The sequence below is a fragment of the uncultured Nocardioides sp. genome, assembly GCF_947488025.1.
In the GTDB taxonomy this organism is placed as follows: domain Bacteria; phylum Actinomycetota; class Actinomycetes; order Propionibacteriales; family Nocardioidaceae; genus Nocardioides.
Genome location: NZ_CANKYS010000002.1, coordinates 389056 through 413242 on the forward strand (window position 1 = coordinate 389056; position 24187 = coordinate 413242).

General features: G+C 71.9%; 20 protein-coding genes. 3 read left to right on the plus strand and 17 right to left on the minus strand.

Going from position 1 to position 24187, the window contains the following annotated elements:
• Window positions 1–30: 30 nt before the first annotated feature.
• Entirely contained in the window at window positions 31–1074 is a 1044-nt protein-coding gene (rpsB, locus tag Q1B24_RS05270; protein WP_299924286.1) for a 30S ribosomal protein S2, read from the minus strand.
• Between the two features lie 431 nt (window positions 1075–1505).
• Here rpsB and Q1B24_RS05275 point away from each other — a divergent pair, with 431 nt between their 5' ends.
• A complete protein-coding gene (locus tag Q1B24_RS05275; RefSeq protein ID WP_299924289.1) occupies window positions 1506–2078 on the plus strand; it encodes a M23 family metallopeptidase in 573 nt (190 codons plus the stop codon).
• A gap of 123 nt (window positions 2079–2201) precedes the next feature.
• On the opposite strand, the gene Q1B24_RS05280 is transcribed toward Q1B24_RS05275, so the two are convergent.
• The 13 genes from Q1B24_RS05280 to Q1B24_RS05340 all read right to left on the minus strand — a co-directional run bounded on the left by Q1B24_RS05280 (window position 2202) and on the right by Q1B24_RS05340 (window position 12793).
• Entirely contained in the window at window positions 2202–3155 is a 954-nt protein-coding gene (locus Q1B24_RS05280) for a tyrosine recombinase XerC (RefSeq protein ID WP_299924292.1), read from the minus strand.
• Between the two features lie 28 nt (window positions 3156–3183).
• Window positions 3184–4359: a DNA-processing protein DprA gene (gene dprA, locus Q1B24_RS05285; RefSeq protein WP_299924295.1), complete on the minus strand. Its 1176-nt coding sequence runs from the start codon at window positions 4357–4359 to the stop codon at window positions 3184–3186.
• Window positions 4356–5957 carry a YifB family Mg chelatase-like AAA ATPase gene (locus Q1B24_RS05290; protein WP_299924298.1) on the minus strand — a complete coding sequence of 534 codons (1602 nt, stop codon included), beginning with the start codon at window positions 5955–5957 and terminating at the stop codon, window positions 4356–4358. The genes dprA and Q1B24_RS05290 overlap by 4 nt, the downstream gene beginning before the upstream one ends.
• The gene (locus Q1B24_RS05295; RefSeq protein ID WP_299924301.1) at window positions 5957–6358 is read right to left on the minus strand and encodes a YraN family protein; all 402 of its coding nucleotides are present in this window, start codon (window positions 6356–6358) and stop codon (window positions 5957–5959) included. The genes Q1B24_RS05290 and Q1B24_RS05295 overlap by 1 nt, the downstream gene beginning before the upstream one ends.
• 318 nt (window positions 6359–6676) lie before the next feature.
• Window positions 6677–6985: a DUF2469 domain-containing protein gene (locus tag Q1B24_RS05300; protein WP_172259171.1), complete on the minus strand. Its 309-nt coding sequence runs from the start codon at window positions 6983–6985 to the stop codon at window positions 6677–6679.
• Window positions 6982–7683, minus strand: coding sequence for a ribonuclease HII (locus tag Q1B24_RS05305; RefSeq protein WP_299925108.1), 702 nt, complete (start codon window positions 7681–7683; stop codon window positions 6982–6984). Before Q1B24_RS05305 ends, Q1B24_RS05300 begins: the two co-directional genes overlap by 4 nt.
• A gap of 41 nt (window positions 7684–7724) precedes the next feature.
• A complete protein-coding gene (gene lepB, locus Q1B24_RS05310; RefSeq protein WP_299924311.1) occupies window positions 7725–8492 on the minus strand; it encodes a signal peptidase I in 768 nt (255 codons plus the stop codon).
• Between the two features lie 147 nt (window positions 8493–8639).
• Window positions 8640–8990, minus strand: coding sequence for a 50S ribosomal protein L19 (rplS, locus tag Q1B24_RS05315; protein WP_299924314.1), 351 nt, complete (start codon window positions 8988–8990; stop codon window positions 8640–8642).
• Between the two features lie 199 nt (window positions 8991–9189).
• Window positions 9190–10368, minus strand: a complete 1179-nt coding sequence (gene trmD / locus Q1B24_RS05320; RefSeq protein ID WP_299924317.1) for a tRNA (guanosine(37)-N1)-methyltransferase TrmD — start codon at window positions 10366–10368, stop codon at window positions 9190–9192.
• Window positions 10365–10946, minus strand: coding sequence for a ribosome maturation factor RimM (gene rimM, locus Q1B24_RS05325; RefSeq protein WP_299924320.1), 582 nt, complete (start codon window positions 10944–10946; stop codon window positions 10365–10367). The genes trmD and rimM overlap by 4 nt, the downstream gene beginning before the upstream one ends.
• Window positions 10947–11154: 208 nt before the next feature.
• Window positions 11155–11397 carry an RNA-binding protein gene (locus tag Q1B24_RS05330; RefSeq protein ID WP_299925111.1) on the minus strand — a complete coding sequence of 81 codons (243 nt, stop codon included), beginning with the start codon at window positions 11395–11397 and terminating at the stop codon, window positions 11155–11157.
• 5 nt (window positions 11398–11402) lie between these two features.
• Window positions 11403–11945, minus strand: a complete 543-nt coding sequence (gene rpsP / locus Q1B24_RS05335) for a 30S ribosomal protein S16 (RefSeq protein ID WP_299924323.1) — start codon at window positions 11943–11945, stop codon at window positions 11403–11405.
• Window positions 11946–12136: 191 nt separating this feature from the next.
• Complete coding sequence (locus Q1B24_RS05340; RefSeq protein WP_299924326.1) at window positions 12137–12793, minus strand: GNAT family protein; 657 nt, start codon at window positions 12791–12793, stop codon at window positions 12137–12139.
• A 118-nt stretch (window positions 12794–12911) separates the two neighbouring features.
• Between Q1B24_RS05340 and Q1B24_RS05345 the strand changes: the two genes are divergently transcribed.
• On the plus strand, window positions 12912–13220 hold the full coding sequence (locus tag Q1B24_RS05345; RefSeq protein WP_299924329.1) for a hypothetical protein: 309 nt from the start codon (window positions 12912–12914) through the stop codon (window positions 13218–13220).
• 62 nt (window positions 13221–13282) lie between these two features.
• Here the strand turns inward: Q1B24_RS05345 and Q1B24_RS05350 are convergent, their stop codons facing one another.
• On the minus strand, window positions 13283–14365 hold the full coding sequence (locus tag Q1B24_RS05350; protein ID WP_299924332.1) for an amidohydrolase family protein: 1083 nt from the start codon (window positions 14363–14365) through the stop codon (window positions 13283–13285).
• A gap of 161 nt (window positions 14366–14526) precedes the next feature.
• Here Q1B24_RS05350 and Q1B24_RS05355 point away from each other — a divergent pair, with 161 nt between their 5' ends.
• Window positions 14527–22203 (plus strand): DUF4082 domain-containing protein, encoded by a 7677-nt coding sequence (locus tag Q1B24_RS05355; RefSeq protein WP_299924335.1) that lies wholly within the window; start codon window positions 14527–14529, stop codon window positions 22201–22203.
• 9 nt (window positions 22204–22212) lie between these two features.
• Here the strand turns inward: Q1B24_RS05355 and Q1B24_RS05360 are convergent, their stop codons facing one another.
• Together Q1B24_RS05360 and ffh are read right to left on the minus strand one after the other, a co-directional pair.
• On the minus strand, window positions 22213–22575 hold the full coding sequence (locus Q1B24_RS05360) for a hypothetical protein (protein ID WP_299924337.1): 363 nt from the start codon (window positions 22573–22575) through the stop codon (window positions 22213–22215).
• Window positions 22572–24155: a signal recognition particle protein gene (gene ffh, locus Q1B24_RS05365; RefSeq protein WP_299924340.1), complete on the minus strand. Its 1584-nt coding sequence runs from the start codon at window positions 24153–24155 to the stop codon at window positions 22572–22574. The genes Q1B24_RS05360 and ffh overlap by 4 nt, the downstream gene beginning before the upstream one ends.
• Between the last annotated feature and the right edge of the window lie 32 nt (window positions 24156–24187).

A 24187-nucleotide genomic window follows, 5' to 3' on the forward strand; every position in this document is an offset into this window, starting at 1 on the left:
GGACGTGAGCCCGCGGCCGGCGAGACCTGATCAGTCCTTCTTGTCGGCCTCGGCCTCGGCGGGCGCCTCAGCGGCAGCGGCCTCGGTCTCGGCGGGCGCCTGGGTGGCAGCAGCCTCGGTCTCGGCGGGGGCCTCGGCGGGGGCCTCGGCGGGCGCCTCGGTGGCGGCGTCGGCCGGGGCGTCGGTCGCAGCGTCAGCGGCAGCCTCGGCCTGCGGGGCCTCGGCAGCGGCACCGGTGGCCTCGGAGGCCGGGGTCTCGGCGGCGGCGTCGCCGGTGGCGGTCGCGGCAGCCTTCTCGGCGTCACCGGCGAGGAGCTCACGCTCCCACTCGGCGAGGGGCTCCTCGGCACCGACGGACTCGTCGGCGTCGCCGGCCTTGGCACCGGAGCGGGCGATGAGGCCCTCGGCGACGGCGTCGGCGACCACGCGGGTCAGCAGGCCGACCGCGCGGATGGCGTCGTCGTTGCCCGGGATCGGGAAGTCGACCAGGTCGGGGTCGCAGTTGGAGTCGAGGATGCCGATGATCGGGATCCGCAGCTTGCGGGCCTCCTCGACAGCCAGGTGCTCCTTGTTGGTGTCGACGATCCACACCGCGGAGGGGACCTTGGTCATGTCACGGATGCCGCCGAGCGTCTTGTCGAGCTTGGTGCGCTCGCGACGCATCTGCAGGAGCTCCTTCTTCGTGCGGTTGGAGCCCGCGACGTCGTCGAAGTCGATCTCGTCGAGCTCCTTGAGGCGGTTGATCCGCTGGTGCACGGTCTGGAAGTTGGTGAGCATGCCGCCCAGCCAGCGCTGGTTGACGTAGGGCATCCCGACGCGCGTCGCCTGCTCGGCGATGGCCTCCTGGGCCTGCTTCTTCGTGCCGACGAACATGATGACGCCGCCCTTGGCGACGGTCTCCTTGACGAAGGCGTAGGAGCGGTCGATGTAGGCGAGCGACTGCTGCAGGTCGATGATGTAGATGCCGTTGCGCTCGGTCATGATGAAGCGCTTCATCTTGGGGTTCCAACGACGGGTCTGGTGACCGAAGTGGACGCCGCTCTCGAGCAGCTGGCGCATGGTGACGACTGCCATGGGTTCTCCTGTGATGACGGAGTCGCTCGCCGATGTGCCCGACCTTCTGGCAGGTGCGGACCGGGAGCGGACTCCTGTTGTTTTCAGTTGCTGCGCCCGGCGGGTGCCGGGAGCCCTGACGCTCGCACGCCGGTCCGATCCCGCCGGTGGTGCTGGCGGGAACTGAGGACCGACGCCCGCGGGTGGTCCGGGATCGAGGAGCATCCCGGGCACGGTCGGCGAGCGTGCGAAGTCAGTCCGGGTGGACTGCTCCGCACATCGTAGGCCAGAGGTTCCCTGCGAGGCGAATCACTGCCGGCGGCTCCTCCGAGCGTGGTCCGAGCGTGGATCCCCCGTCCGTCGGACGTCCACAGACGGGGTGTGGGGGTCGTCGTCCACAGCCGTCGTCGGCGCCGCTCGCGCAGCGTCCGGGCCCGGCACAGGATCGGCTGATGCGAACCGTCCTCGGAGTGGTCATCCTGCTGGTGCTCGGCGTCACCGGGCCGGTGCACGCGGGCCCCGACGAGCCGGCCGGCGTGTGGCCGCTCGAGCCCCGTCCCGACGTCGTCCGTCACTTCGAGCCACCGCCCCACCCCTACGCCGCCGGCCACCGCGGCGTCGACCTGGCCGGCTCCCCCGGCCAGTCGGTGCACGCGGCCCTGCCCGGGACGGTCGGCTTCGCCGGCTCCATCGGGGGCAAGCCCGTCGTCACCGTGCTGCACGGCGGTCGACGTACGACGTACGAGCCGGTCGTGGCGTCGGTCGAGCGCGGGCAGGAGGTGGCGGCCGGAGACGTGCTGGGCCGCCTGGTGGTGACCGACAGCCACTGCTTCCCCTCCGCCTGCCTGCACTGGGGGCTCGTGGAGGGCGACGGCGACGACAAGACCTACCTCGACCCCCTGTCCCTCGTCGGCGGTGGCCCGGTGCGCCTGCTCCCGCTGTGGCGCGACGAGCCGGCCACCGTCCGGCTGCCGTGGAGCCCTCCGCTCGCGCGCTGGCGCCGCCCGGTGGACTGGGTCGCCTGAGCCGCCCCTCCCCCGTCCCATCGGGACCGCCGACGCGACCTCCGCCACCCCGGCGAGCGTCATCCCGATCAGCACCTATGGGTGCGACTTCGCACGACGCTCCCAAGCCCGCCCGTCCAGCGCTCAGGCGCGGGGGTGGGCCTGCTGGTAGGCCTTGCGCAGCCGGTCGGTCGTGACGTGCGTGTAGAGCTGGGTGGTCGCGAGGGAGGCGTGGCCGAGGAGCTCCTGCACCGAGCGCAGGTCGGCGCCGCCCTCGAGCAGGTGGGTGGCGGCCGTGTGGCGTAGGCCGTGCGGCCCGATGTCGGGAGCGCCGGGTACGTCGGCGATGCGGCGGTGCACGAGGTCACGGACCGCGCGCTGGTCGATCCGCCGGCCGCGCACCCCCAGGAAGAGCGCCGGACCCGAGCCGGCCACGAGCAGGCGCGGGCGACCCGCGGTCAGCCAGCGGTCGATCGCCCGCCCGGCCGGGGTGCCGTAGGGCACCGAGCGTTCCTTGCGGCCCTTGCCGAAGACGCGCACGACCCGGCGCTCGTCGTCGACGTCGTCGATGTCGAGGCCGACGAGCTCACCCACGCGGATCCCCGTGGCGTAGAGCAGCTCGAGCATCGCGACGTCGCGCACACCGACCGGGGTGCCGTCGTCGGCGAGGTCGGCGGCCGACCGGATGAGCGACTCGGCCTCGTCGGCACGCAGGACCGGCGGGAGGGTCTTGTGCTTCTTGGGCGATCCGAGCGCGGCGCCGGGGTCGGTCGGCAGCCGTCCGGTCCGGTGCAGCCAGGCGGTGAAGACCCGGGCGGCCGTGGCGCGTCTCGCGATCGTGGTCCGGCTGCGGCCCGTCGTCTGCAGTCTTGCCAACCAGCTGCGCAGCGCGCGCAGGTCGAGGTCCGCCACGTCGCTCGCGCCGAGCCGCTGGCAGTGGTCGAGCAGTCCGGCGATGTCGCCGAGGTAGGCGCGCACGGTGTGGGGGGCGAGGTCGCGCTCGGAGACGAGGTGTCGCTCGTAGTCGCCGAGGAGGCGGACGAAGGACTCGGGAAGATCCTCCCCGCCGTCCTGCGCAGCGGCCTCGGGCTTGCTCACCCCCGCAGCGTAGGCGGACGACGGCGTCTCACACGTCAGGCGCGAGCCGCCAGCCGTCGTCGGTGAGCTGGACGAACCGTTTCGACCTCAGCCGGCGCAGAGCCCCCTCGGTGGTGCGCAGAGGGAGCCCGCACAGGCGTGAGATCGAGTCGACCTGTGCCGACTCGCTGACCGGCACCCACTCCACGACGTTCTGCTCGGTCGGGGTCAGCCCGTCGCGCGGCCGTTCCTCACCCCGCGGCGGGTCGACGAGGTGCTCCCCCGCTGCACCGATGAGCTCGAGCACCTCGGAACCGTGGGTGACCACGGTGCCCCGGCCCTCACGCAGGAAGTTGTTGACGCCCCGGGACGTGTAGCTGGTGACCGGACCCGGCACGCACATCACGTGGCGGAGCAGGCTCTCGGCCCACCCGGCGGTGTTGAGCGCGCCACTGCGCAGGGCCGCCTCGACCACGACGGTGCCGCTGGTGATGGCGGCGATCAGCCGGTTGCGGGCCAGGAAGCGCGGCCGCGTCGGCGCCGACCCCGGCGGTTGCTCGGACACGACAGCGAACTCGGCGGCGAGGTGCTGGAGGAGGGGCCGGTTCTGCAGGGGGTAGACCCGGTCCACCCCGCAGGCCAGGACGGCGGCCGTGGTGCCGTCGGCGGACAGCGTGGCGTCGTGAGCCTCGAAGTCGATGCCGAGCGCCCCGCCCGAGACGACCGGCACCCCGGAGAGCGCGAGGTGCTCGCAGACCGTGCGGGCCATCTCCACGCCGTAGACCGACGCCGCTCGTGAGCCGACGACGGCGACCGAGGTGGCGAGCTCGGTGAGGGGCATCGGACCCTTCACCCAGAGACCCGGAGGCGTGCCTCCGAACCCGTCCACGGTGATGGCGTCGTCGAGCTGGTCGAGACTGGTGGGCCACTCGGCGTCGCCCGGGACGAGGAAGCGGATGCCGCACCGCGCGGCCTGGTCGAGCTGGCGGACCGCGTCGACCTCGGCCAGCCTCTGCGCCAGCATCTCCCCGGGCTCGCCCCCGGTCGCGGCCCGCGACTTCTCCAGCGCGCGCTCCGCGCCCATCTGGCGGACGAGCGACGACGTGGTGCCGTCGCCGGGCTCCACCGCGCAGCTCAGGGCCACCCGGGCGAGGCGCTCGGCCTCGGGCACCTGGCTCGTCGGCTCGTCGCCGGGCGGCGCGGACCGCAGGTGTGCGCCATTCATGACGCCACTCGCACGACGCGCGCCGGCAGGGAGCGCGCGCTGTCGTCGGACCGCAGCACCAACGCGATCTCGGCCTCGCGCTCGCCCGGCCTCGCCACCCCTGCACAGTCGGCCACCGTCCAGGCCAGTCGCTGCACGCGAGTCAGACCGCGCCGGGTGAGCTTGCCGTCGGACAGCTCCTTGTCGATGAGCCGCTGGCCCCCGGGCTCCAGGGGCCACCGCTCCACCAGGACCGGGCCCGGGCAGGACGCGTTGAGCAGCCACGCGCAGTCGCGGAAGCGACGGGCCTGGCGCAGCCTCGCCTCGACCACCCGGGCCCGCACGTCCGCGGACGACTCCGGCTCGGGGCCGAAGGACGCCCCCCGGCGCCGGCCCTGTGGTCGTACGTCCATCCAGATGTCGACCCGGTCGAGGATCGGACCTGTGAGCTTGCGGCGGTAGTGGGAGCGCTGCACCTCGTTGCAGTCGCAGCTGCCGCCGGACAGGCCGTGGAAGTTGCCGCACGGACACGGATTGGCGGCCAGGACCACCAGCGAGCGGGCGGGGTAGGTGGCCGACTCCTCGCCGCGGGCGATCGTCACCTCCCCCGACTCGAGCGGCTGCCGCATCGCCTCGACCACGTCGGCCCGGAAGTGCGGGAACTCGTCGAGGAAGAGCACACCGTGATGGGCCAGGCTCACCTGGCCCGGCCGGACCCGTCCGGTGCCGCCTCCCAGCACGCTGGCGGCGCTCGCTGAGTGGTGCGGGGCGAACCACGGCGGACGGCGCACCAGCCCGCTCCCCTCCGGGAGGACGCCCGCGACCGAGTGCAGCGCCGTCACCTCGAGCGCCTGCTCGGTCGTCAGGTCGGGCAGGATCGTCGGGATGCGCTCGGCGATCGACGTCTTGCCGGTGCCACGCGGGCCGATCAACATCGTCGGATGACCGCCCGCAGCGGCGACCTCGACGGCGTAGCGGACGTCCTCGAGCCCGTCGAGGTCGCGCAGGTCGACCTCGGCCAGACGGTCCTCCCCGCGCCAGGTCGCGAGGGGGCTGGACGACGGTCCGACGACCGGGTCGGCCTCGGGCACCTCGGCGCCGCGGAGCACCGCGGACACCTGCGCCAGCGACCTCACACCGAAGACCGTCATCCCGGGCACGAGGCCGGCCTCGCCCGCCTGGGGCTCGGGCACGAAGACGCGGGTGATGCCGTGGGCGGCGGCGGCGATCACCATGGGCAGCACCCCGGCCACCGGGCGCAGCGCCCCGGCGACGGACAGCTCGCCGATGAACGCCCAGCCGTCGAGCAGGTCGGGCGTCAGCTCGTCGTGCTTCTTGTCTGCAGCCATGACCGCCATCGCGATCGCGAGGTCGTAGTGGGTGCCGCTCTTCGGGAGGTCGGCGGGCGCGAGCAGGATCGTCACCCGTTTGGTCGACGGCCACCGTCCGCAGTCGTTGTTGATCGCCATCCGCACCCGGTCGCGCGCCTCGGACAGGGTCTTGTCCACCCGGCCGACGATCGTGGTGCTGACCAGGCCCGGGGACACGTCGACCTGGACGTCGATGACGTGGCCGTCGGCGCCCTTGAGCGCCAGCGAGCGAGCGGTCGCGAAGGCCATCAGCCGACCCCCTCGACGTGCTCGACCTCGACCGGCCGGCCGCGGGGCGTCAGGACCCCCACCACGTCGATGCGGACGTCGTCGGGATGGCAGTCGTGCGCGAGGAGCCACCGCGCCCCGAGCCGCCTCAGCCGGTCGGCCTTGCGCTGGTCGACTGCCTCGAGCGGCTCGCCGTAGTCGGTGGAGCTGCGGGTCTTGACCTCACAGATCACCAGGACGTTGCCGTCGCGCAGCACCAGGTCGATCTCGCCCGCGTCGCAACGCCAGTTGCGGTCGAGCAGGACGAGCCCGAGCCCGCACAGGTGTCGCGCCGCGATGGACTCGCCGCGCTCGCCGAGCCGGCGACGGTGCTCGGCCGCGGGGTCGAGGGCGAAAGGAGAAGCTGCAGCTCGTCGGGCCATCGTGGGTGCCTTCCGGGTCGTGCGGGATCGGGAAGGCACCAGCACACCGTGACGCACCGACCGTGGCGGCCCGCGTCGTGCGACGGCTGTGGAGGACGGCTGCTGGGAGCCGCCTGTGGACGATTCGTGGCCATCGGCTCGCGTCGACCCCGCCACGCCGCCCGTCGGCGTACTACCGGTCACCGGCGCCGGGTGGCTCGACCTGGAGGGGTCGTCCGACACCTCGTGGGGGTTGCAACGGCCGCCAAGTGGCGGACTCCCCGCTCGAGCGGGGAGTCCCCGGTCAGTGCCGAGCCGTCCCCGGACAGACGAGCGAGGTCAGTCCTTGGGCGGGTCGATGTCCTGCGGCGCGAGCTCCTCGACGTTGACGTCCTTGAACGTCAGCACCTTCACGTTCTTGGCGAACCGCGCCGGCCGGTACATGTCCCAGACCCAGGCGTCGGTCATCGACACCTCGAAGAACACGTCGCCGCTCTCCGAACGAGCCTTCACGTCGACCTGGTTGCACAGGTAGAAGCGGCGGTCGGTCTCCACGACGTACTTGAAGATGCCCACGACGTCGCGGTACTCGCGATAGAGGGTGAGCTCCATCTCGGTCTCGTACTTCTCGAGATCCTCGGCGCTCATCGGTCCTCCTCGGTGGTGCTGTCCGGCTCGATCCCGACCCTAGCCACCTCGTCCTCGGCTACCGGCTCGAGACCCGCCGCGCGCCGCACGTTGACGAAACGCCTCCGGTGGAGAGGGCACGGACCGAGGCGGGCGAGCGCTGCCTCGTGGTCGGCGGTGATGTAGCCCTTGTGGGTGCGGAAGTCGTAGTCGGGCCACTCGTCGTGCAGCCCGACCATCAGCCGGTCGCGGGTCACCTTCGCGACGACCGACGCGGCCGCGATGCAGGCGGCGACGCGGTCGCCCTTCCACACCGCCAGGCCCGGCACGCCGAGGCCGTCGACGGGGAACCCGTCGGTGAGGACGTACGCCGGACGCGTGCCGAGGCGGGCCACCGCGCGCCGCAGCGCCTCGAGGTTGGCCACGTGCATGCCGAGCCGGTCGCACTCCTCGTTGTCGATCACCACGACCGACCACGCGAGCGCCCGGCGGACGACCTGGGCGTAGACGCGCTCACGGGCGGCCTCGGTGAGCAGCTTGCTGTCGGCGAGCCCCGGCACGATGCCTGACCTGCCCGGCGGGAGGATGACGGCGCCCGCGACGAGGGGTCCGGCGCACGCGCCCCGCCCGGCCTCGTCGACGCCGGCGATCGGGTCCAGCCCGGCGCGGCGCAGCGCGCGCTCGTAGCCGTAGATCCCGGCGTCACGACGTACGGTCACCCCGCCCGGCAGCGGCCCGGGCGGCGGCTGGGAGGAGAGCGTCACGGGGTCGGGTCCGGCACGTCCTCGAACGTGGACGGACGGGCGTTCCAGCGGAAGCGGTCGGCCGGCCACAGCAGCACGAAGACCTTGCCGACGACCAGGTCGACGGGGACGAACTCGTCCCCGGGGACGCATTCGGTCTCGTCGGACTGGCACATCTTCTGCGAGCTGTCGGCGGAGCGGGAGCGGTTGTCGCCCATGACGAACATGTGGCCGTCTGGGATCGGGCCCACGGTCCACTTCTCGTCGCACGCGCCGTTGGTCGGCATCGGGCCGTTGCAGGTCGCGCCGCCCCGCTTGACGTAGTCGGACTCGTCGAGCGGCTGCCCGTTGACGATGAGGCGCCCCTGGCCGTCGCAGCACTCGATCGTGTCGCCGGCGACACCGATGACGCGCTTCACGAGGTGGCCGCCGGTCGGGTAGAGCCCGACCTTGGCCATCACCTTGGCGACGGGGTTGGTGGGACCGGCCGAGTCGATGGGCGGGAGCCAGCCGCCCGGGTCCTTGAAGACCACGACGTCGCCACGCTCGGGCTCGCCGTCGCCCCAGTAGGACACCTTCTGGATCAGGATCCGGTCGTTGAGGATCAGACCCGGCTCCATCGACTCCGACGGGATGTAGAAGGCCTGGACGAAGAACGTCTTGATGACGATCGCGAGCACCAGCGCGACGCCGAGCAGCAGGATCGTCTCCTGCCACAGCGGCAGCTGCTTGCGCTTGCCGCGACCGGTCTTCTGCTCCGGCACCTGCTGGTTGCGACCACTCATCGCGCCATCCTCCGACTGGTCCCCCACACGCGACGACCGCGGTTCCTCGCCCGCTGAGAGGGACGAGGAACCGCGGCCATCAGAAGTCACTCGCAGAGACTAACGAGTCCCTGGTCGAACCGACGCCTCGCGGCGCGGTGCGACGGATCACGCCTCGCGGCGCTCCTTGATCTTGGCAGCCTTGCCGCGCAGGTTGCGCAGGTAGTAGAGCTTGGCGCGGCGCACGTCGCCGCGGGTCACGACCTCGATCTTCTCGAAGATCGGGGAGTTGAGCGGGAAGGTGCGCTCGACGCCGACGCCGAAGGAGACCTTGCGGACGGTGAAGGTGCGACCGATGCCCGAACCGTGGACGCGGATCACGACGCCCTGGAAGACCTGGACACGCGAGCGGCTGCCCTCGATGACCTTGACGTGGACCTTGACGGTGTCGCCGGCGCGGAAGGCCGGGACGTCGTCGCGCTTGAGGGCGGTGCCGAGGTCGGCGATGACGTTGGTCATGACGTTGCTCCTCGCGAGTGCCACAGGTCAGCCGCGGATCGTGGTGGTGATGGACTTGGCTGGTGCTCGGTGCGGCCGGCCGGCGCGCCCCCTGTGGCAGGTGCGGTACGGCGGGACCCCGGCGCGGTGCATCGGGTGATGCATCCGGGCGACCCTGGCCTCGAGCGGACCAGGAGCGAAGTCTGCCAGAGCGCGGCCGTCAGCGTGAAATCCGCTTCCGGACGTCCTTGGTGAGCACGACGGCACCCGGCGGGGCCTTCCGGTCGGCCCGCAGCCGGAAGCCCGCCTTCTTGTACATCCGCAGGTTGTCGGTCGACCCGGCGCCGGTGAAGAGGACGTACGTCGTCACCTCGGCCGGAGCGAGCCCCTCGACGAGCTCGAGCAGCGCGCGCCCGAGGCCCCGGCCCTGGAGGTCCGGGGCGACCATGACGCGGCCGATGTCCCACTCGCCGTGCGCGTCGACGCGGCCCCGGACGGCTCCGACCAGACGGCCCGAGCTCGGCTCACGAGCGACCATGACGGTCCACTCCCCCAGCCCACGGCGTACGTCGTCGAGCGACTCGCGCAGCGCCGGGATCTCCACGCCCGGGTTGGCCTCGAGCTCCTGGAGCCAGCAGGCACGCTGCAGCGTGTAGAGCTCGCCCGCGTCGGCAGGGACGGCCGGGCGCACGTCGAGGTCGGCGAGGGCGCCGACGAGTCCCGTCGCCGGCAGCAGGTCGGGGCGGCGGGCGGCCGTACGCTGCTCGGCCTGCTCCCGGCGCCAGGCGGCGATCCGGGCGTGGTCGCCGGACAGCAGCACGTCCGGGACGTCACGCCCGTTCCAGGTGGCCGGCTTGGTGTAGACGGGGTACTCCAGCAGGCCGTCGGCGTGCGACTCCTCGACCAGCGACTCGGCGTTGCCCATGAAGCCGGGCAGCAGCCGCACGACCGCCTCGGTGATGGCGAGCGCGGCGACCTCGCCGCCGTTGAGGACGTAGTCGCCGAGCGAGACCTCCCGCACGGTGCCGAGGGTCGCGGCGTGCTCGATGACCCGCTGATCGATGCCCTCGTAGCGCCCGCACGCGAAGACGAGGTGCTCCTGCTCGCTCAGCTCGTGGGCCAGCGCCTGCGTGAAGGGCTCCCCGCTGGGCGTGGTGAAGACGATGGTGGCGCCTCGTGCGACCGCCTCGAGGGCCTGCCCCCACGGCTCGGGCTTCATGACCATGCCGGCACCGCCGCCGTAGGGCGTGTCGTCGACGGTGCGGTGGCGGTCGGTCGTCCACCGCCGCAGGTCGTGCACCTCGACGTCGAGCAACCCCTTCGCGCGCGCCTTGCCGGGCAGGCTCAGCTGCAGCGGGGAGAGGTAGTCGGGAAAGATCGTGACGACGTCGATCCTCACGACCCGGCCTCGTCCGTCACCTCGTCGGGGAACGGCGACACCAGGCCCGGACGGTCGGCGACCACGACGCGGCCCGCCTCGAGGTCGACCTCGGGGACCAGTGCGGTCACGAACGGCACCAGCGCGTCGCGGCCGTCGGTCGTGCTGACGCTCAGCAGGTCCTGCGCCGAGCCGTGGACCAGGGCCTTGACGGTGCCCAGCGTCCTGCCGTCGACGTCGACGACCTCGAGGCCGACCAGCTGGTGGTCGTAGAACTCGTCGGGATCCTCAGGGGTCTCGTCGCGGCCGATGGTGGAGTGGAGCACGGTGCCGCGTGCGGCCTCCGCGGCGTTGCGGTCGGCCAGCTCCTCGAAGGTGACCAGGAGCGTGCTCTGGTGCCACCGGGCGCGTGCGACCGTGAGGCTCGACGGACGCCGGTCCGCACCGGCCGGTGCCTCTGCTCGCAGCGTCGTACCGGGGGCGAAGCGCCGGTCGGGCTCGTCGGTGCGTACGTCGAGGGTGACCTCGCCGCGGATGCCGTGGGGCTTGCCGATGCGGCCGACCACGACCTCGATGTCCCGCTGCTCCTGATCGCTCACGGGTTTCAGGGTAGAGGGACTCGCCGGTGAGTCTCCCAGCGACTCAACCGCGAGGGGCTGCGCGCGGGATCAATGGGGAAGGTCGTGCGTGATATGTCATGGCAAAGCTCCCCACTCGTCGAGAAATGACACCGACCCGGCAAGGATCAGAGATCCCTGCCGGGTCGGAGTGGAAAGCGGTGCTGCCGCCTGCAGTCGGTGCCAAGTGCTACCGGCGGCGGTCGGTGTCCACGAAGTCCACCCGCGCGCCGCCGCGGCCGGCGAGGGCCGAGACGACGGTGCGGAAGGCGGTCGCGGTGCGGCCGTTGCGGCCGATCACCTTGCCGAGGTCGTCGGGGTGGACCCGGACCTCGAGGATCGAGCCTCGACGCAGCTGCTTGTCACGGACCGTGACGTCGTCGGGGTGGTCGACGATGCCGCGCACCAGGTGCTCGAGAGCGTCGGCGAGCACGTCGCTCACGCCTCGCTCTTGCCGGCGTCCTCGGCCGTCACCGTCTCGGCGGCCTCAGCAGCGTCGGCGGCACCCTCGGGGGTCTCGGAGGCCGGGACCTCGGCGGGCGTCTCGGCAGGCGCCTCGGCGGCCGGCTCGTCGGCCGGCTCGTCGGCCTTCTTGTCGGCCTTCTTCTTGGTGGTGGTCGCGGAGCCCTTCGACTCGGCGGACACCTCCTTGAGGGCCTCGTTGAAGATGTCGAGCTTGGAGCGCTTGGGCTCCTTGACCTTGAGGGTGCCCTCGGTGCCCGGCAGGCCCTTGAACGTCTGCCAGTCACCGGTGACCTTGAGGATCGCCTCGACGGCCTCGGAGGGCTGTGCGCCCACGCCGAGCCAGTACTGGGCGCGGTCGGAGGTCACCTCGATGAAGGAGGGCTCCTCCTTCGGGTGGTACTTGCCGATCTCCTCGAGCACCCGACCGTCGCGCTTCTTGCGCGAGTCGACGACGACGATGCGGTACTGCGGCACCCGGATCTTGCCCAGGCGCTTCAAACGAATCTTGACGGCCACGTTTGTGGTGTCTCCTCAGGAATTGTCGTGGGTGAGGGACCGTTCCCAGGTGGGGTCACCGGTGCTGGTCCTTCGAAGGGCACTGCGTCGCTCGGATGAGAGGGTCCGGACGCGCAGGACACGAGGGACGATTCTGCCAGACGGTGGCCGCGCGCGACCAATCCGGTGCGCGGACGGCGTACGCCCGGGGCTCAGGCGGCGCCCAGGCCGATGAACGCGCGCACGGCCTCGGCCCCGGTGACGCGGATCGGCTCGGCGTCCCGGACGAGGTCGTCGGGGGTCAGCACGAGGCCCTGGTTGAGCGCGAGCTCGCCCTCGCGCCGCTTGAGCCGGCTCACCGAGGTGGGTCGGTAGCCGACCTTGCGCGAGACGGCGAGCGACGCCGGGTTGTCGACGAAGGCCGCCGAGGTGATCTCCTCGAAGCCGAGGTGGTCGAAGAGCAGCTCGCACATCGCCCGGCGCATGGCCGTGCCGAACCCGCGACCCTGGAACTCGCGCCCGAGCCACGACCCGGTCTCCCCCGTCCTCGTCACAGGGAAGTTCCGGGCCGCGACCCCCTGTGCGCCGATGACCCGACCGTCGAGGAGCACCGCGAGGTCGAGGCAGAAGTCATCCGGCGAGAAGGTGGAGCGCTTGCCCCAGTGGTACGCAGCGGTGTTGCGGGCGAGCTCACCGGGCGGGGCGGCGGTCCAGGGGAAGTAGAACGGCATCTCGTCCGGGGGGTGGATGCCCTGCTCAGCGAGGTCGCACAGCTCGAGGATGAGCTCGTCGGACAGGCCCCGCAGCTCGAGCGGGCCGGCCTGCACGTGCAGGCCGAGAGGTGGGAAGAGGTCGACGAGGGTGCTCACGCGCCCATCCCACCCCGCCGCGGCACCGCTGCTCAAATCGGTTTGGTGCCGGCAGTCGTCCGGCGTGCGGATACCACACACCGGAGGCTCGGGCCATGGCTCGAAGTGACCCCACGAGATGACCACCCTCGCCGACCTGCGGACCTCGGTCGAGGCGGCCGACAGCACCGTCGACACCCGGGCCGTCCGCAAGGAGCTGCGCTCCTTCCGCGTGGAGAACTTCCGCATCGTGGTCAACGTCGTGAGGAAGGTGGAGGGCCTCGAGGAGGCCGCAGCCGCCGACGCGGAGGCCGTGACGCACCTCGCGGCCGCGGAGGCCGCCGCGCTGGAGATCACGGCCACCAGCACCAAGGCCGACCTCCGTGCCGTGCGCGAGCACGTCAAGGCCGCCCAGGCCGAGCTCGACGGCGAGGCCGCGACCGCCTGATCACCGTCGCTCTCCGAAGGGCGGTCACCCGGACGGGTGGCCGCCCTTCGTCGTCGGTGCGGTCAGCCGACGACTGCACGCCCGCGCAGCACGATCGCCGTCGGCGTGCGGAGCACGGACAGGTCGGCGCGCGGGTCGCGGTCGTAGACGACGAAGTCGGCGGACGCGCCCTCGACGAGACCGTCGACCCCGAGCCACTCGCGGGCACGCCAGCTGGCCGCGCCGAGCGCGTCGTGGGCGGGCATCCCGATCCGTACGAGTGCCTCGATCTCACCGGCGATGTTGCCGTGGCGGCTGATGCCGCCGCCGTCCGACCCGGCGTAGATCGGCACGCCCGCCTCGTAGGCCGCCATGATCGTGGCGGGCATGCGCGCGTAGAGGTCGGTCATCGTGTCGGCGTACGCCGGGAACTTCTCCTGCCCGGCCGCAGCGTGCTCGGGGAACTTGTCGAGCTGCATGACGGTCGGCACCAACCGGGTGCCGTGCTGGACCATCGCGTCGATGAGGTCCTCGGTGAGCCCCGTGCCGTGCTCGATGCAGTCGATGCCCGCCTCGATCAGGCCGGGCAGCACCCCGTGGCCGAAGCAGTGAGCCGTCACCTTGGCGCCCTCGGCGTGGGCGGCCGCGATCGCGTCGGCGAACGCCTGCGCCGGGAACGACGGCGTGAGGTCACCCTCGTCCCGCGAGATCCAGTCGCCGACGAGCTTGATCCAGCCGTCGCCGTTGCGGGCCTCCTGGGCGGCGTACGACGCCAGGTCGGCCGGCTCCACCTCGTGGGCGTAGCCGCGGATGTAGCGCTTCGTCGCGGCGATGTGCCGCCCGCACCGGATCAGGCGAGGCAGGTCGTCGCGGTCGTGGATCCAGCGGGTGTCGGCTGCCGAGCCGGCGTCACGGATGAGCAGCGCCCCACCGTCCCGGTCGGCGATCGCCTGCCGCTCGGTGTCCGTGTCGTCGGTGGCGCCGAAGTCGTCGAGACCGAGGTGGCAGTGCGCGTCGACCAGGCCCGGGACGATCCAGCCCTCCGCCGCGGTGTCGGCCCCCGCCTGGGGCTCGTAGGTGATGCGGCCGTCGACGACGTAGAGGTCGCGCGACTCGCCGTCGGGCAGGACCGGTCCGCGGAAGCGCTGGGCTGGCTCGAGGGGCATGGTCGGCACGCTATCCGCACGCCCTGAGGACCGGCGCGCGCCGATGCCCAGTTATGGGCATGACGTCGGACGACAGCGAAACCACGATGGAGGGCACGGTGTCCGCGGCGATCGATCCTCGGGACGCAAAGGGTCCGTGGGCCGGGAGAAGGAGCGTTGCCGTGCCCGTACCTCGACGTCTTGCCGTGCTGGTGACGCTCATCCTCGCGTCGACCGCCCTCGCCATCGTCACCGCAGCGACGCCCGCAGCGGCCGCGCCGTGCGACCCACCCGTGGCCAACCCGGTGGCGTGCGAGAACACCCTCCCCGGCAGTCCTGAGAGCGAGTGGGGGATCACCGGCGCCGGGTCCACCTCGATCCAAGGCTTCGCGACCGACATGAGCGTCGACCAGGGGCAGACGATCGGCTTCAAGGTCGACACCAGCGCGACGTCGTACCGGCTCGACATCTACCGGATGGGCTACTACGGCGGCGACGGCGCTCGACGGGTCGCGACCGTCACTCCCACCGTTCTCACCAATCAACCCAACTGCCGCAACGACGTCGCAACGGGCCTGGTCGACTGCGGCAACTGGACCCAGAACGCGGCCTGGTCCGTGCCGACCACTGCCGTCTCGGGGATCTACTTCGCGCGGCTGGTGCGCACCGACGGCACCGCCGGCGCCAGCCACGTCTTCTTCGTGGTGCGCGACGACGACGGCGGGTCGGACCTGCTGTTCCAGACCTCCGACACCACCTGGCAGGCCTACAACACCTACGGCGGCAACAGCCTGTACACCGGCGCACCGGCCGGACGCGCCTACAAGGTCAGCTACAACCGCCCCTTCACGACGCGGGGCAACGCGCCCGAGGACTGGGTGTTCAACGCCGAGTACCCGACGGTGCGGTTCCTCGAGGCCAACGGGTACGACGTCAGCTACAGCTCCGGCGTCGACACGGACCGCCGCGGTGCCGAGCTCCTCGAGCACGAGGCGTTCCTGAGCGTCGGGCACGACGAGTACTGGTCCGGCACCCAGCGGGCGAACGTCGAGGCGGCCCGCGACGCCGGCGTCGACCTGGCCTTCTTCTCCGGCAACGAGATGTTCTGGAAGACCCGGTGGGAGTCCAGCATCGACGGCTCCGGGACCTCGCACCGCACGCTCGTGTCCTACAAGGAGACGCTCGCCAACGCCAAGATCGACCCGCAGCAGAACACCTGGACCGGCACGTGGCGCGACCCGAGGTTCAGCCCGCCGGCAGACGGCGGTCGCCCTGAGAACGGCCTGACCGGAACCTGGTTCGCGATGAACTGCTGCGCGATCGACATGGTGGTGGGCCAGGCGGACGGCCAGATGCGGTTCTGGCGCAACACCCGCGTGGCGACACTGGCGGCCGGTGCGACGACGACGATCGGCGACAACGTCATCGGCTACGAGTGGGACGAGGACCCCGACAACGGGTTCCGGCCGCCGGGCACGTTCCGGGTGTCGCAGACCACCGGCAGCGGCGACCGTCTCCAGGACCAGGGCAGCTCCTACGGCCAGGGACAGGCCACCCACGCGATGACGACGTACCGGGCCGCCAGCGGCGCCCTGGTCTTCAGTGCCGGCACCATCCAGTGGGCGTGGGCGCTCGACGGCAACCACGACCGCGGCTCGGCCGCGCCCGACACGGCGGCGCAGCAGGCAACGGTGAACCTCTTCGCCGACATGGGGGTCCAACCGGACACGCTCCGGCCCGGTCTGACGACCGCCACGGCGTCGACGGACTCCGCTGCACCCACGACGACCATCACCTCGCCGGCGTCGGGGGCCACGCTCCCGGCGGGCTCACCCGTGACCATCAGCGGGACAGCCACGGACAGCGGTGGCGGCCGCATCGGCGGTGTCGAGGTGTCGACCGACAACGGGGCGACGTGGCGGCGGGCCACCGGACGTGGGTCATGGAGCTACACCTTCACGCCGTCCACCTCGGGAGCGTCGACGCTGCGTGCACGCGCGGTGGACGACAGCGCGAACCTCGGCACGGCCGCGACCACCAGCGTCACCGTCGGGACCGCGCCCACCTCGTGCCCGTGCACGATCTGGCCCGGCACCGCGACCCCGGACCGCACCGACCCCGATCGCGATCCCGTCGAGGTCGGCGTCAAGTTCCGCACCTCCGTCGACGGGCTCATCACGGGCATCCGCTACTACAAGCCCACCGAGACCTCGGGCACCCACGTCGGCTCCCTCTGGACGAGCACCGGCACCCGCCTCGCGCAGGTGAGCTTCACCAACGAGAGCGCCAGCGGGTGGCAGCAGGCCACCTTCGCCACCCCGGTGCCGGTCACCGCTGGGACGACCTATGTCGCCTCCTACTTCTCGCCCACCAGGTACGTCGTCAGCTCGCGCTACTTCCAGAACGCCGGCACCACCCGGGGACCGCTCACGGCGCTGCAGGACGGCGTCAGCGGCGGCAACGGCGTCTACCGCTACACCACGACGCCCGGCGCGTTCCCCAACCAGACCTGGCAGAGCGAGAACTACTGGGTCGACGTCGTCTTCACCGAGGCCAACGACACCACCAAGCCGAGCGTCAGCTCCCGGACGCCCGCACCGGGGGCTTCCGCGGTCCCGGTCGGCACCGACGTCACAGCGACCTTCTCCGAACCGGTCCAGCAGTCCACGATCGCCTTCGAGGTCCGTGCCCCCGGTGGCACCGTGGTGCCCGCAACGGTGTCGTACGACGCGGCGACCCGGACCGTCACCCTCGACCCGCAGTCGGCCCTGGCGGCCACCACGTCGTACACCGTGGCGCTCGACGGCGCCCGCGACGCCGCCGGCAACCAGATGGACGCGGTCACGTGGTCCTTCACGACCGACACGCCGGACACGACGAGTCCCACGATGTCCGGGCGCACCCCGGCGACCGGTGCCACCGGGGTGGCGCTCGGGGTCTCGCCGACGGCGACGTTCAGCGAGGCCGTGCAACCGGCGTCCGTCACCTTCGAGCTCCGTGGCGCCGGCGGCGCCCTGGTCGCCGGCACCGCCACGTACGACGGCCCGACCCGCACGGCAACCCTCGACCCGAGCAGCAACCTGGCGGCCAACACCACCTACACGGCCACGGTCAGCGGCGCCCGGGACGCCGCGGGCAACCAGATGGACCCGGCGTCGTGGTCGTTCACCACCACCGCCGTGACGTCGGGGTGCCCGTGCACGATCTGGCCGTCGTCCGCAGTCCCGGCCAGCACGGACCCCGACACCAGCTCGGTCGAGCTGGGAGTGAAGTTCCGGTCCAGCAGTGACGGCTTCGTCACCGGCATCCGCTACTACCGCCCCAGCCAGTCGACCGGGACCCACGTCGGCAGCCTGTGGACCCGGACGGGCACGCGACTGGGCCAGGTCACCTTCACGGGCGGCACGGCGAGCGGCTGGCAGGAGGCGACCTTCGCGACACCGATCGCAGTCACCGCCGGCACCACCTACGTCGCCTCGTACTACACACCCAGCCGCTACGTGGCCAACTCGGCCTACTTCGCCACCTCGGCCACCACCCGAGGGCCGCTGACGGCCCTGCAGAACGGCACCGACGGCGGCAACGGCCTCTACCGCTACACGTCCACGCCGAGCACGTTCCCGGACCAGACCTTCAACAGCGAGAACTACTGGGTCGACGTCGTCTTCGAGGACGGCCCCGACACCACGAAGCCCACCGTGACCGCACGGACCCCCGCCCCCGACGCAACCGGCGTCGTGGTCGGGACCGACGTGACCGCGACCTTCTCCGAGCCGGTGCAGCAGTCGACCCTCGGCCTCGAGCTCCGCGCGCCCGGCGGCGCCCTGGTCACCGGCGCCACGACCTATGACGCCGCGACCCGCACCGCGACGCTCGACCCGGGCGCGGCCCTCGCAGCGAGCACTACCTACACCGCCACGGTCACCGGGGTCCGAGATGTCGCCGGGAACGTGATCGACCCGGTCTCGTGGAGCTTCACCACCGACGCACCGGACACGACCACGCCCACGCTCAGCAGCCGCTCCCCCCTCTCCGGCGCCGGCGGGGTGTCGACGGCCGTCAGCCCGACGGCGACCTTCAGCGAACCGGTCCAGGCGAGCACGGTCACCTTCGAGCTGCGGACTCCTGGTGGCGCGCTCGTCGCGGGGACGACGTCGTACGACGCAGCAAGCCGCACGGCGACGCTGGACCCGACGGCGAACCTCGCCGCGAGCACGACCTACACCGCCGCGGTGAGCGGCGCCCGTGACGCAGCGGGCAACCAGATGGACCCGGTGTCGTGGACCTTCACCACCGCCGCCACGACCTCGAGCTGCCCGTGCACGATCTGGCCGTCGACCGCCACGCCGGCGGGCACCGACCCAGACACCAACGCGGTGGAGCTCGGCGTGAAGCTCCGTACCAGCACCGCTGGGTACGTCACTGGCATCCGGTACTACAAGCCGACCCAGAGCACTGGCACCCACGTCGGTTCGCTGTGGACCGCATCCGGGACCCGGCTGGGCCAGGTGACCTTCACGAGCGAGTCGGCGAGCGGCTGGCAGCAGGCCACGTTCGCTTCTCCGATCCCGGTCAACGCGAACACCACGTACGTGGCGTCGTACTTCACCCCCAGCCGTTACGCCGTCAACAGCGGCTACTTCGCCAGCAGCGGCACCACACGGGGCCCGCTGACCGCCCTGCAGAACGGCACCGACGGAGGCAACGGCCTCTACCGCTACACCACCACACCGAGCACGTTCCCCAACCAGTCCTTCAACAGCGAGAACTACTGGGTCGACGTCGTCTTCTCCGAACAGGCCAACGACACGGTCCCGCCGACGGTGGTCTCCCGCGTCCCGGCTCCTGACGCGACCGGCGTCGCCGTGGGTGCGCGCCCGAGCGCGACGTTCAACGAGCTCGTCACCGGGTCCTCGGTCTCCATGGTGCTGAGGACGGCCGATGGCCAGGTGGTGCCGTCCGCTACGGCGTACGACAACGGCACGTCGACGGCGACCCTGACGCCCACGACCGACCTCACCTACACCGCCTCCTACACGGTCGAGGTGAGCGGCGCCCGTGACGCCGCCGGCAACACCATGGCCCCGGTCTCGTGGTCGTTCCAGACGGCGGCGGAGCCGCCGCCCGGGATCGAGGACGGACCGGGCGGGCCGATCGCGGTGGTCACCAGCACCGGCAATCCGTCGTCGTCCTACCTGTCGGAGATCCTGCGAGCGGAGGGCCTCAACGAGTTCGCCAACGTGCGGGTCTCCACCCTCAGCGCCACGACCCTCGCGCCCTACGCCGTGGTCGTCCTCGGCGACGTGACCCTCACCGACGTCCAGGTCACGGCCCTGACCGACTGGGTCAACGCGGGCGGCAACCTGGTCACGATGCGACCCGACAGCCGCCTCCACAGCCTCGCCGGGATCACGGCGCAGTCGGGGACGGTGGCTGACGGCTACATCGCCGTCGACGCCGCGACGGAGCCCGGCGCGGGCATCACCACCGACACCATGCAGTTCCACGGCACCGCGAACCGCTACTCCCTCAACGGCGCCACAGCCGTGGCGACGCTGTACTCCAATGCGACGACCAGCACCGGGCTGCCCGCCGTGACGTTGCGGAGCGTGGGCAGCAACGGCGGACAGGTCGCCACCTTGGCGTACGACCTGGCCCGCTCGGTCATCGCCACGCGTCAGGGCAACCTCGCCTGGGCCGGTCAGGACCGCGACGGCGCCACGCCGAACCGGTCGAACGACCTCTTCTTCGGCGGCACCGCCACCGACTGGGTCAACCTGGCCAAGGCGCACATCCCGCAGGCGGACGAGCAGCAGCGGCTGCTGGCCAACCTCGTCACCGTCACGGCACGCGACCGGTTCCCGGTGCCTCGCTTCTGGTACTTCCCAGGCACCCACAAGGCCGTGGTCGTCGCCACTGGCGACGACCACGGCAACGGCGGCACGCCCGGGCGCTTCAGCACCTACGCGTCCGCGAGCCCGTCGGGCTGCTCCGTCGCCCGCTGGGAGTGCCCACGGTTCTCGTCCTACATCTTCCCCAGCACGCCGATGACCAACGCCCAGGCGGCCGGCTTCCAGACGCAGGGTTTCGAGGTCGGGCTGCACCCGCAGAGCAACTGCACCAACTTCACGTCGTACCAGGCCCTGGAGGACACCTACACCAGCCAGCTCGGCACGTGGCGCGCGAAGTACACGTCGCTGCCCTCGCCGACGACCAGCCGCTACCACTGCATCGTCTGGAGCGACTGGGCCTCGCAGCCGAAGGCTGAGCTCGCCTCGGGGATCCGGCTCGACACCAACTACTACTACTACCCGGGTTCGTGGATCGCCGACCGCCCGGGCTTCATGACCGGGTCCGGGATGCCGATGCGGTTCGCCGACACCGACGGCTCGATGATCGACGTCTACCAGGCGGCGACGCAGATGACCGATGAGTCCGGTCAGACCTATCCCTTCACCCCGAACACCCTGCTCGACCGCGCGCTCGGCAGCCAGGGCTACTACGGCGCCTTCACCGCCAACCTGCACACCGACGCGGCCTCGACGTTCGAGGACACCCAGGTGCTGGCGTCGGCGCAGGCACGCAACGTGCCGGTGATCGCCGCCCGCCAGCTGCTCACCTGGACCGACGGGCGCAACGCCTCCTCGTTCTCGGGCCTCAGCTGGAGCGGCGGCGCGCTCTCCTTCACCGTCGGAGTCGGTGCCGGCGCGACCGGGCTCACGGCCATGCTGCCCACCGCGGGGCCGGGAGGCGCCACCCTCAGCGCCGTCACCCGAGGCGGCACGGCCGTCCCGTTCACGACGATGACCGTCAAGGGCCAGCAGTACGCCGTGTTCCCGGCCGTGGGCGGCGCCCACCAGGCGACGTACACCCCGGGCGGCGGCACCAACCAGGTCACCGCCGCGAGGGCCACCACCGACGACGCAGGCGCGACCTCGCTCGCATGGACGACGAGCGACCCCGGGACGACCGTGGTGCGGCTCGGCACCTCTCCGGCGGACCTGGGCGACGCGGTGGTCGTGAACGGACGCACCACCGAGCACCTCGCCGAGCTCGACGGCCTCGACCCGGCGACGCGCTACCACTACGTGGTGGAGTCGCGAGGCCCGGACGGCGAGGTCGTGCGGTGGCCGGCAAGGGGCACCGCACCGGCGACCTTCACCACGCCTGGCCCGGACCGTCGAGCACCCCGCATCCGCGACGTCCGGGTCCGACCCATGCCGGACGGCACGGCCCGCATCACCTGGCGCACGGACGAGCCGGCCACCTCGCGGGTGCGCTACGGCCGGTCCGGCCGCATCCCTCGTGGCCTCGGGCTCGACGCCCGGCTGTCGCGTCGGCACGTCGTGGTGGTGACGGGCCTCGCGGCGCGCCGCACCTACACCGTCCGGGTCAGGTCGAGCGACGGCGCCGGCAACGTCGCACGCGCCCGGACGACGCGGTTCCGGTCCCTCGCGCCCGGCCTGGCGATGTTCACCGTGGAGGACTTCCGCACCGGCGGGACCGACGGCCGGATGCGGCTCGACGACCAGGGACTGGGCTCCCTCACCCTCACCGGGCGGGGCTCGGGCACCTACACCTCCCGGGTCGTCGACTCCGGGCGCAAGGCGGCCTGGAAGCGGCTGGTCCTCGATCGGGACGAACCGGCCGGTTCACGGATCCTGGTGCGGGTCCGGTCCGGCGACCGGCCGAGCCCGGACGGCACGTGGTCGGGCTGGCGGCTCGCGGCGCCAGGGGTGGAGGTCGGGCTCGAGGGCCGCTACGTGCAGTACGCGGTGCACCTGTCCGCGTCCACGACGTCCCTGCCCGTCGTGCGCGGCATCGGCATCACGCGCACCGGTGGTGGCGCCGGACACTGAGCCTCGACGTCACAGCCGGTCGAGCAGCCAGGACGGGCTGAGCACCTGCGCCGGCGCGACGTTGGCGGCGAGCGCCCGGTCGGCGGTCACCACGACCACGTGGCCACCGGCCTCGCCCGCACGGCGCGCCTGCTCCCGGATCTCGGCGTCCCCGTCGCGCGCGGCATGGACCGTGCGCACGTGGGCGTCCCGGCCGGCCTTCACGCCGCCCTTGGCCTGCCCCTCGAGCACCAGCACGATCTCGTCGTACGCCGTGTCGGCGACCAGGAGCCGCTCGTGCAGGCGCCGCGCTGCTCCGGCCCGGTCCTTCCACCACCCGTCCGGCACCGACCCGACGACGTTGGCCCCGTCGACGACCAGCGTCGAGGTCATTTGAGGAACTGCGAGAAGTCCTTCGGCAGGTTGAGCTGCTCGGCGGCCTTCTCGTAGTCGACGTCGGCGCCGTCGGGGTTGCCGAAGGGGTTGGCGGACTTGTCGGCCGACGCCGCCTTCTGCTGCGCCTTCTGCTGGGCGGCCTTCGCGGGGTTGCCCGAGACGCGCTTCTTGCCCTTCTTGCCCTTGCCGGCCTGCGCGGCCTGGCGGGCACCGGCCCGCTTCCCGCCGCCGATGCCCGGCATGCCGGGCATCCCGGGCATCCCGGGCACGCCACCGCCCTTGGCCATGGACTCCATCATCTTGCGGGCCTCGAAGAAGCGGTCGACGAGCTGGTTGACGTCGGAGACCTGGCGGCCCGACCCGGCCGCGATGCGGGCACGGCGCGAGCCGTCGATGATCTTCGGGTTGTCGCGCTCGGCCGGCGTCATCGACTGGATGATCGCCTGGATCCGGTCGATCTCGCGCTCGTCGAAGTTCTCGAGCTGGTCGCGGAACTGCCCCATGCCGGGGAGCATCCCCATGATCTTGGTCATCGAGCCGAGCTTGCGGATCTGCATCATCTGCTGGAGGAAGTCCTCCAGCGTGAAGCCGCCCTTGGTGGCGAGCTTCTCGGCCGCCTTGAGCGACTGCTCGGAGTCGAACGCCTTCTCGGCCTGCTCGATCAGGGTGAGCATGTCGCCCATGTCGAGGATGCGCGAGGCCATCCGGTCGGGGTGGAAGAGGTCGAAGTCGGTCATCTTCTCGCCGCTGGAGGCGAACATGACCGGCTTGCCGGTGATCGAGCGGATCGACAGCGCGGCACCGCCGCGGGCGTCACCGTCGAGCTTGGTCAGCACCACGCCGTCGTAGCCGACGCCGTCGAGGAAGGCCTGCGCGGTGGTGACCGCGTCCTGGCCGATCATCGCGTCGACGACGAAGAGCACCTCGTCGGGCTGCACCGCGTCGCGGATGTCGGCGGCCTGCTGCATGAGCGTCGCGTCGACACCGAGGCGGCCGGCCGTGTCGATGATGACGACGTCGTGGAGCTTGCGCTTCGCCTCCTCGATCGAGGCCCGCGCGACCTCGACCGGGTTGCCCGTGCCGTTGCCGGGCTCGGGGGCGAAGACGGGCACGCCGACGCGCTCGCCGTTGACCTCGAGCTGCTGGACGGCGTTGGGGCGCTGGAGGTCGGCCGCGACGAGCAGCGGCGTCTTGTCCTGCTCCTTGAGCCACAGCGCCAGCTTGGCCGCGAGGGTGGTCTTGCCGGCGCCCTGGAGGCCGGCGAGCATGATGACGGTCGGCCCGCTCTTGGCGTAGCGCAGGCGGCGCGTCTCACCGCCGAGGATCGTCACGAGCTCGTCGTGGACGATCTTGATGATCTGCTGCGCCGGGTTGAGGGCGCCGCTGACCTCCTCGGAACGGGCCCGCTCCTTGACGGCGCCGACGAACTCCTTCACCACCGGCAGGGCGACGTCGGCCTCGAGCAGCGCGATGCGGATCTCGCGCGCGGTGGCGTCGATGTCGGCCTCGGAGAGCCGGCCCTTGCCGCGGAGGTTCTTGAAGGTGTCGGCAAGGCGGTCGGAGAGTGTGGCGAACACGGTGTGGGTCTGTCCCTCGCATCGGTGGTGGA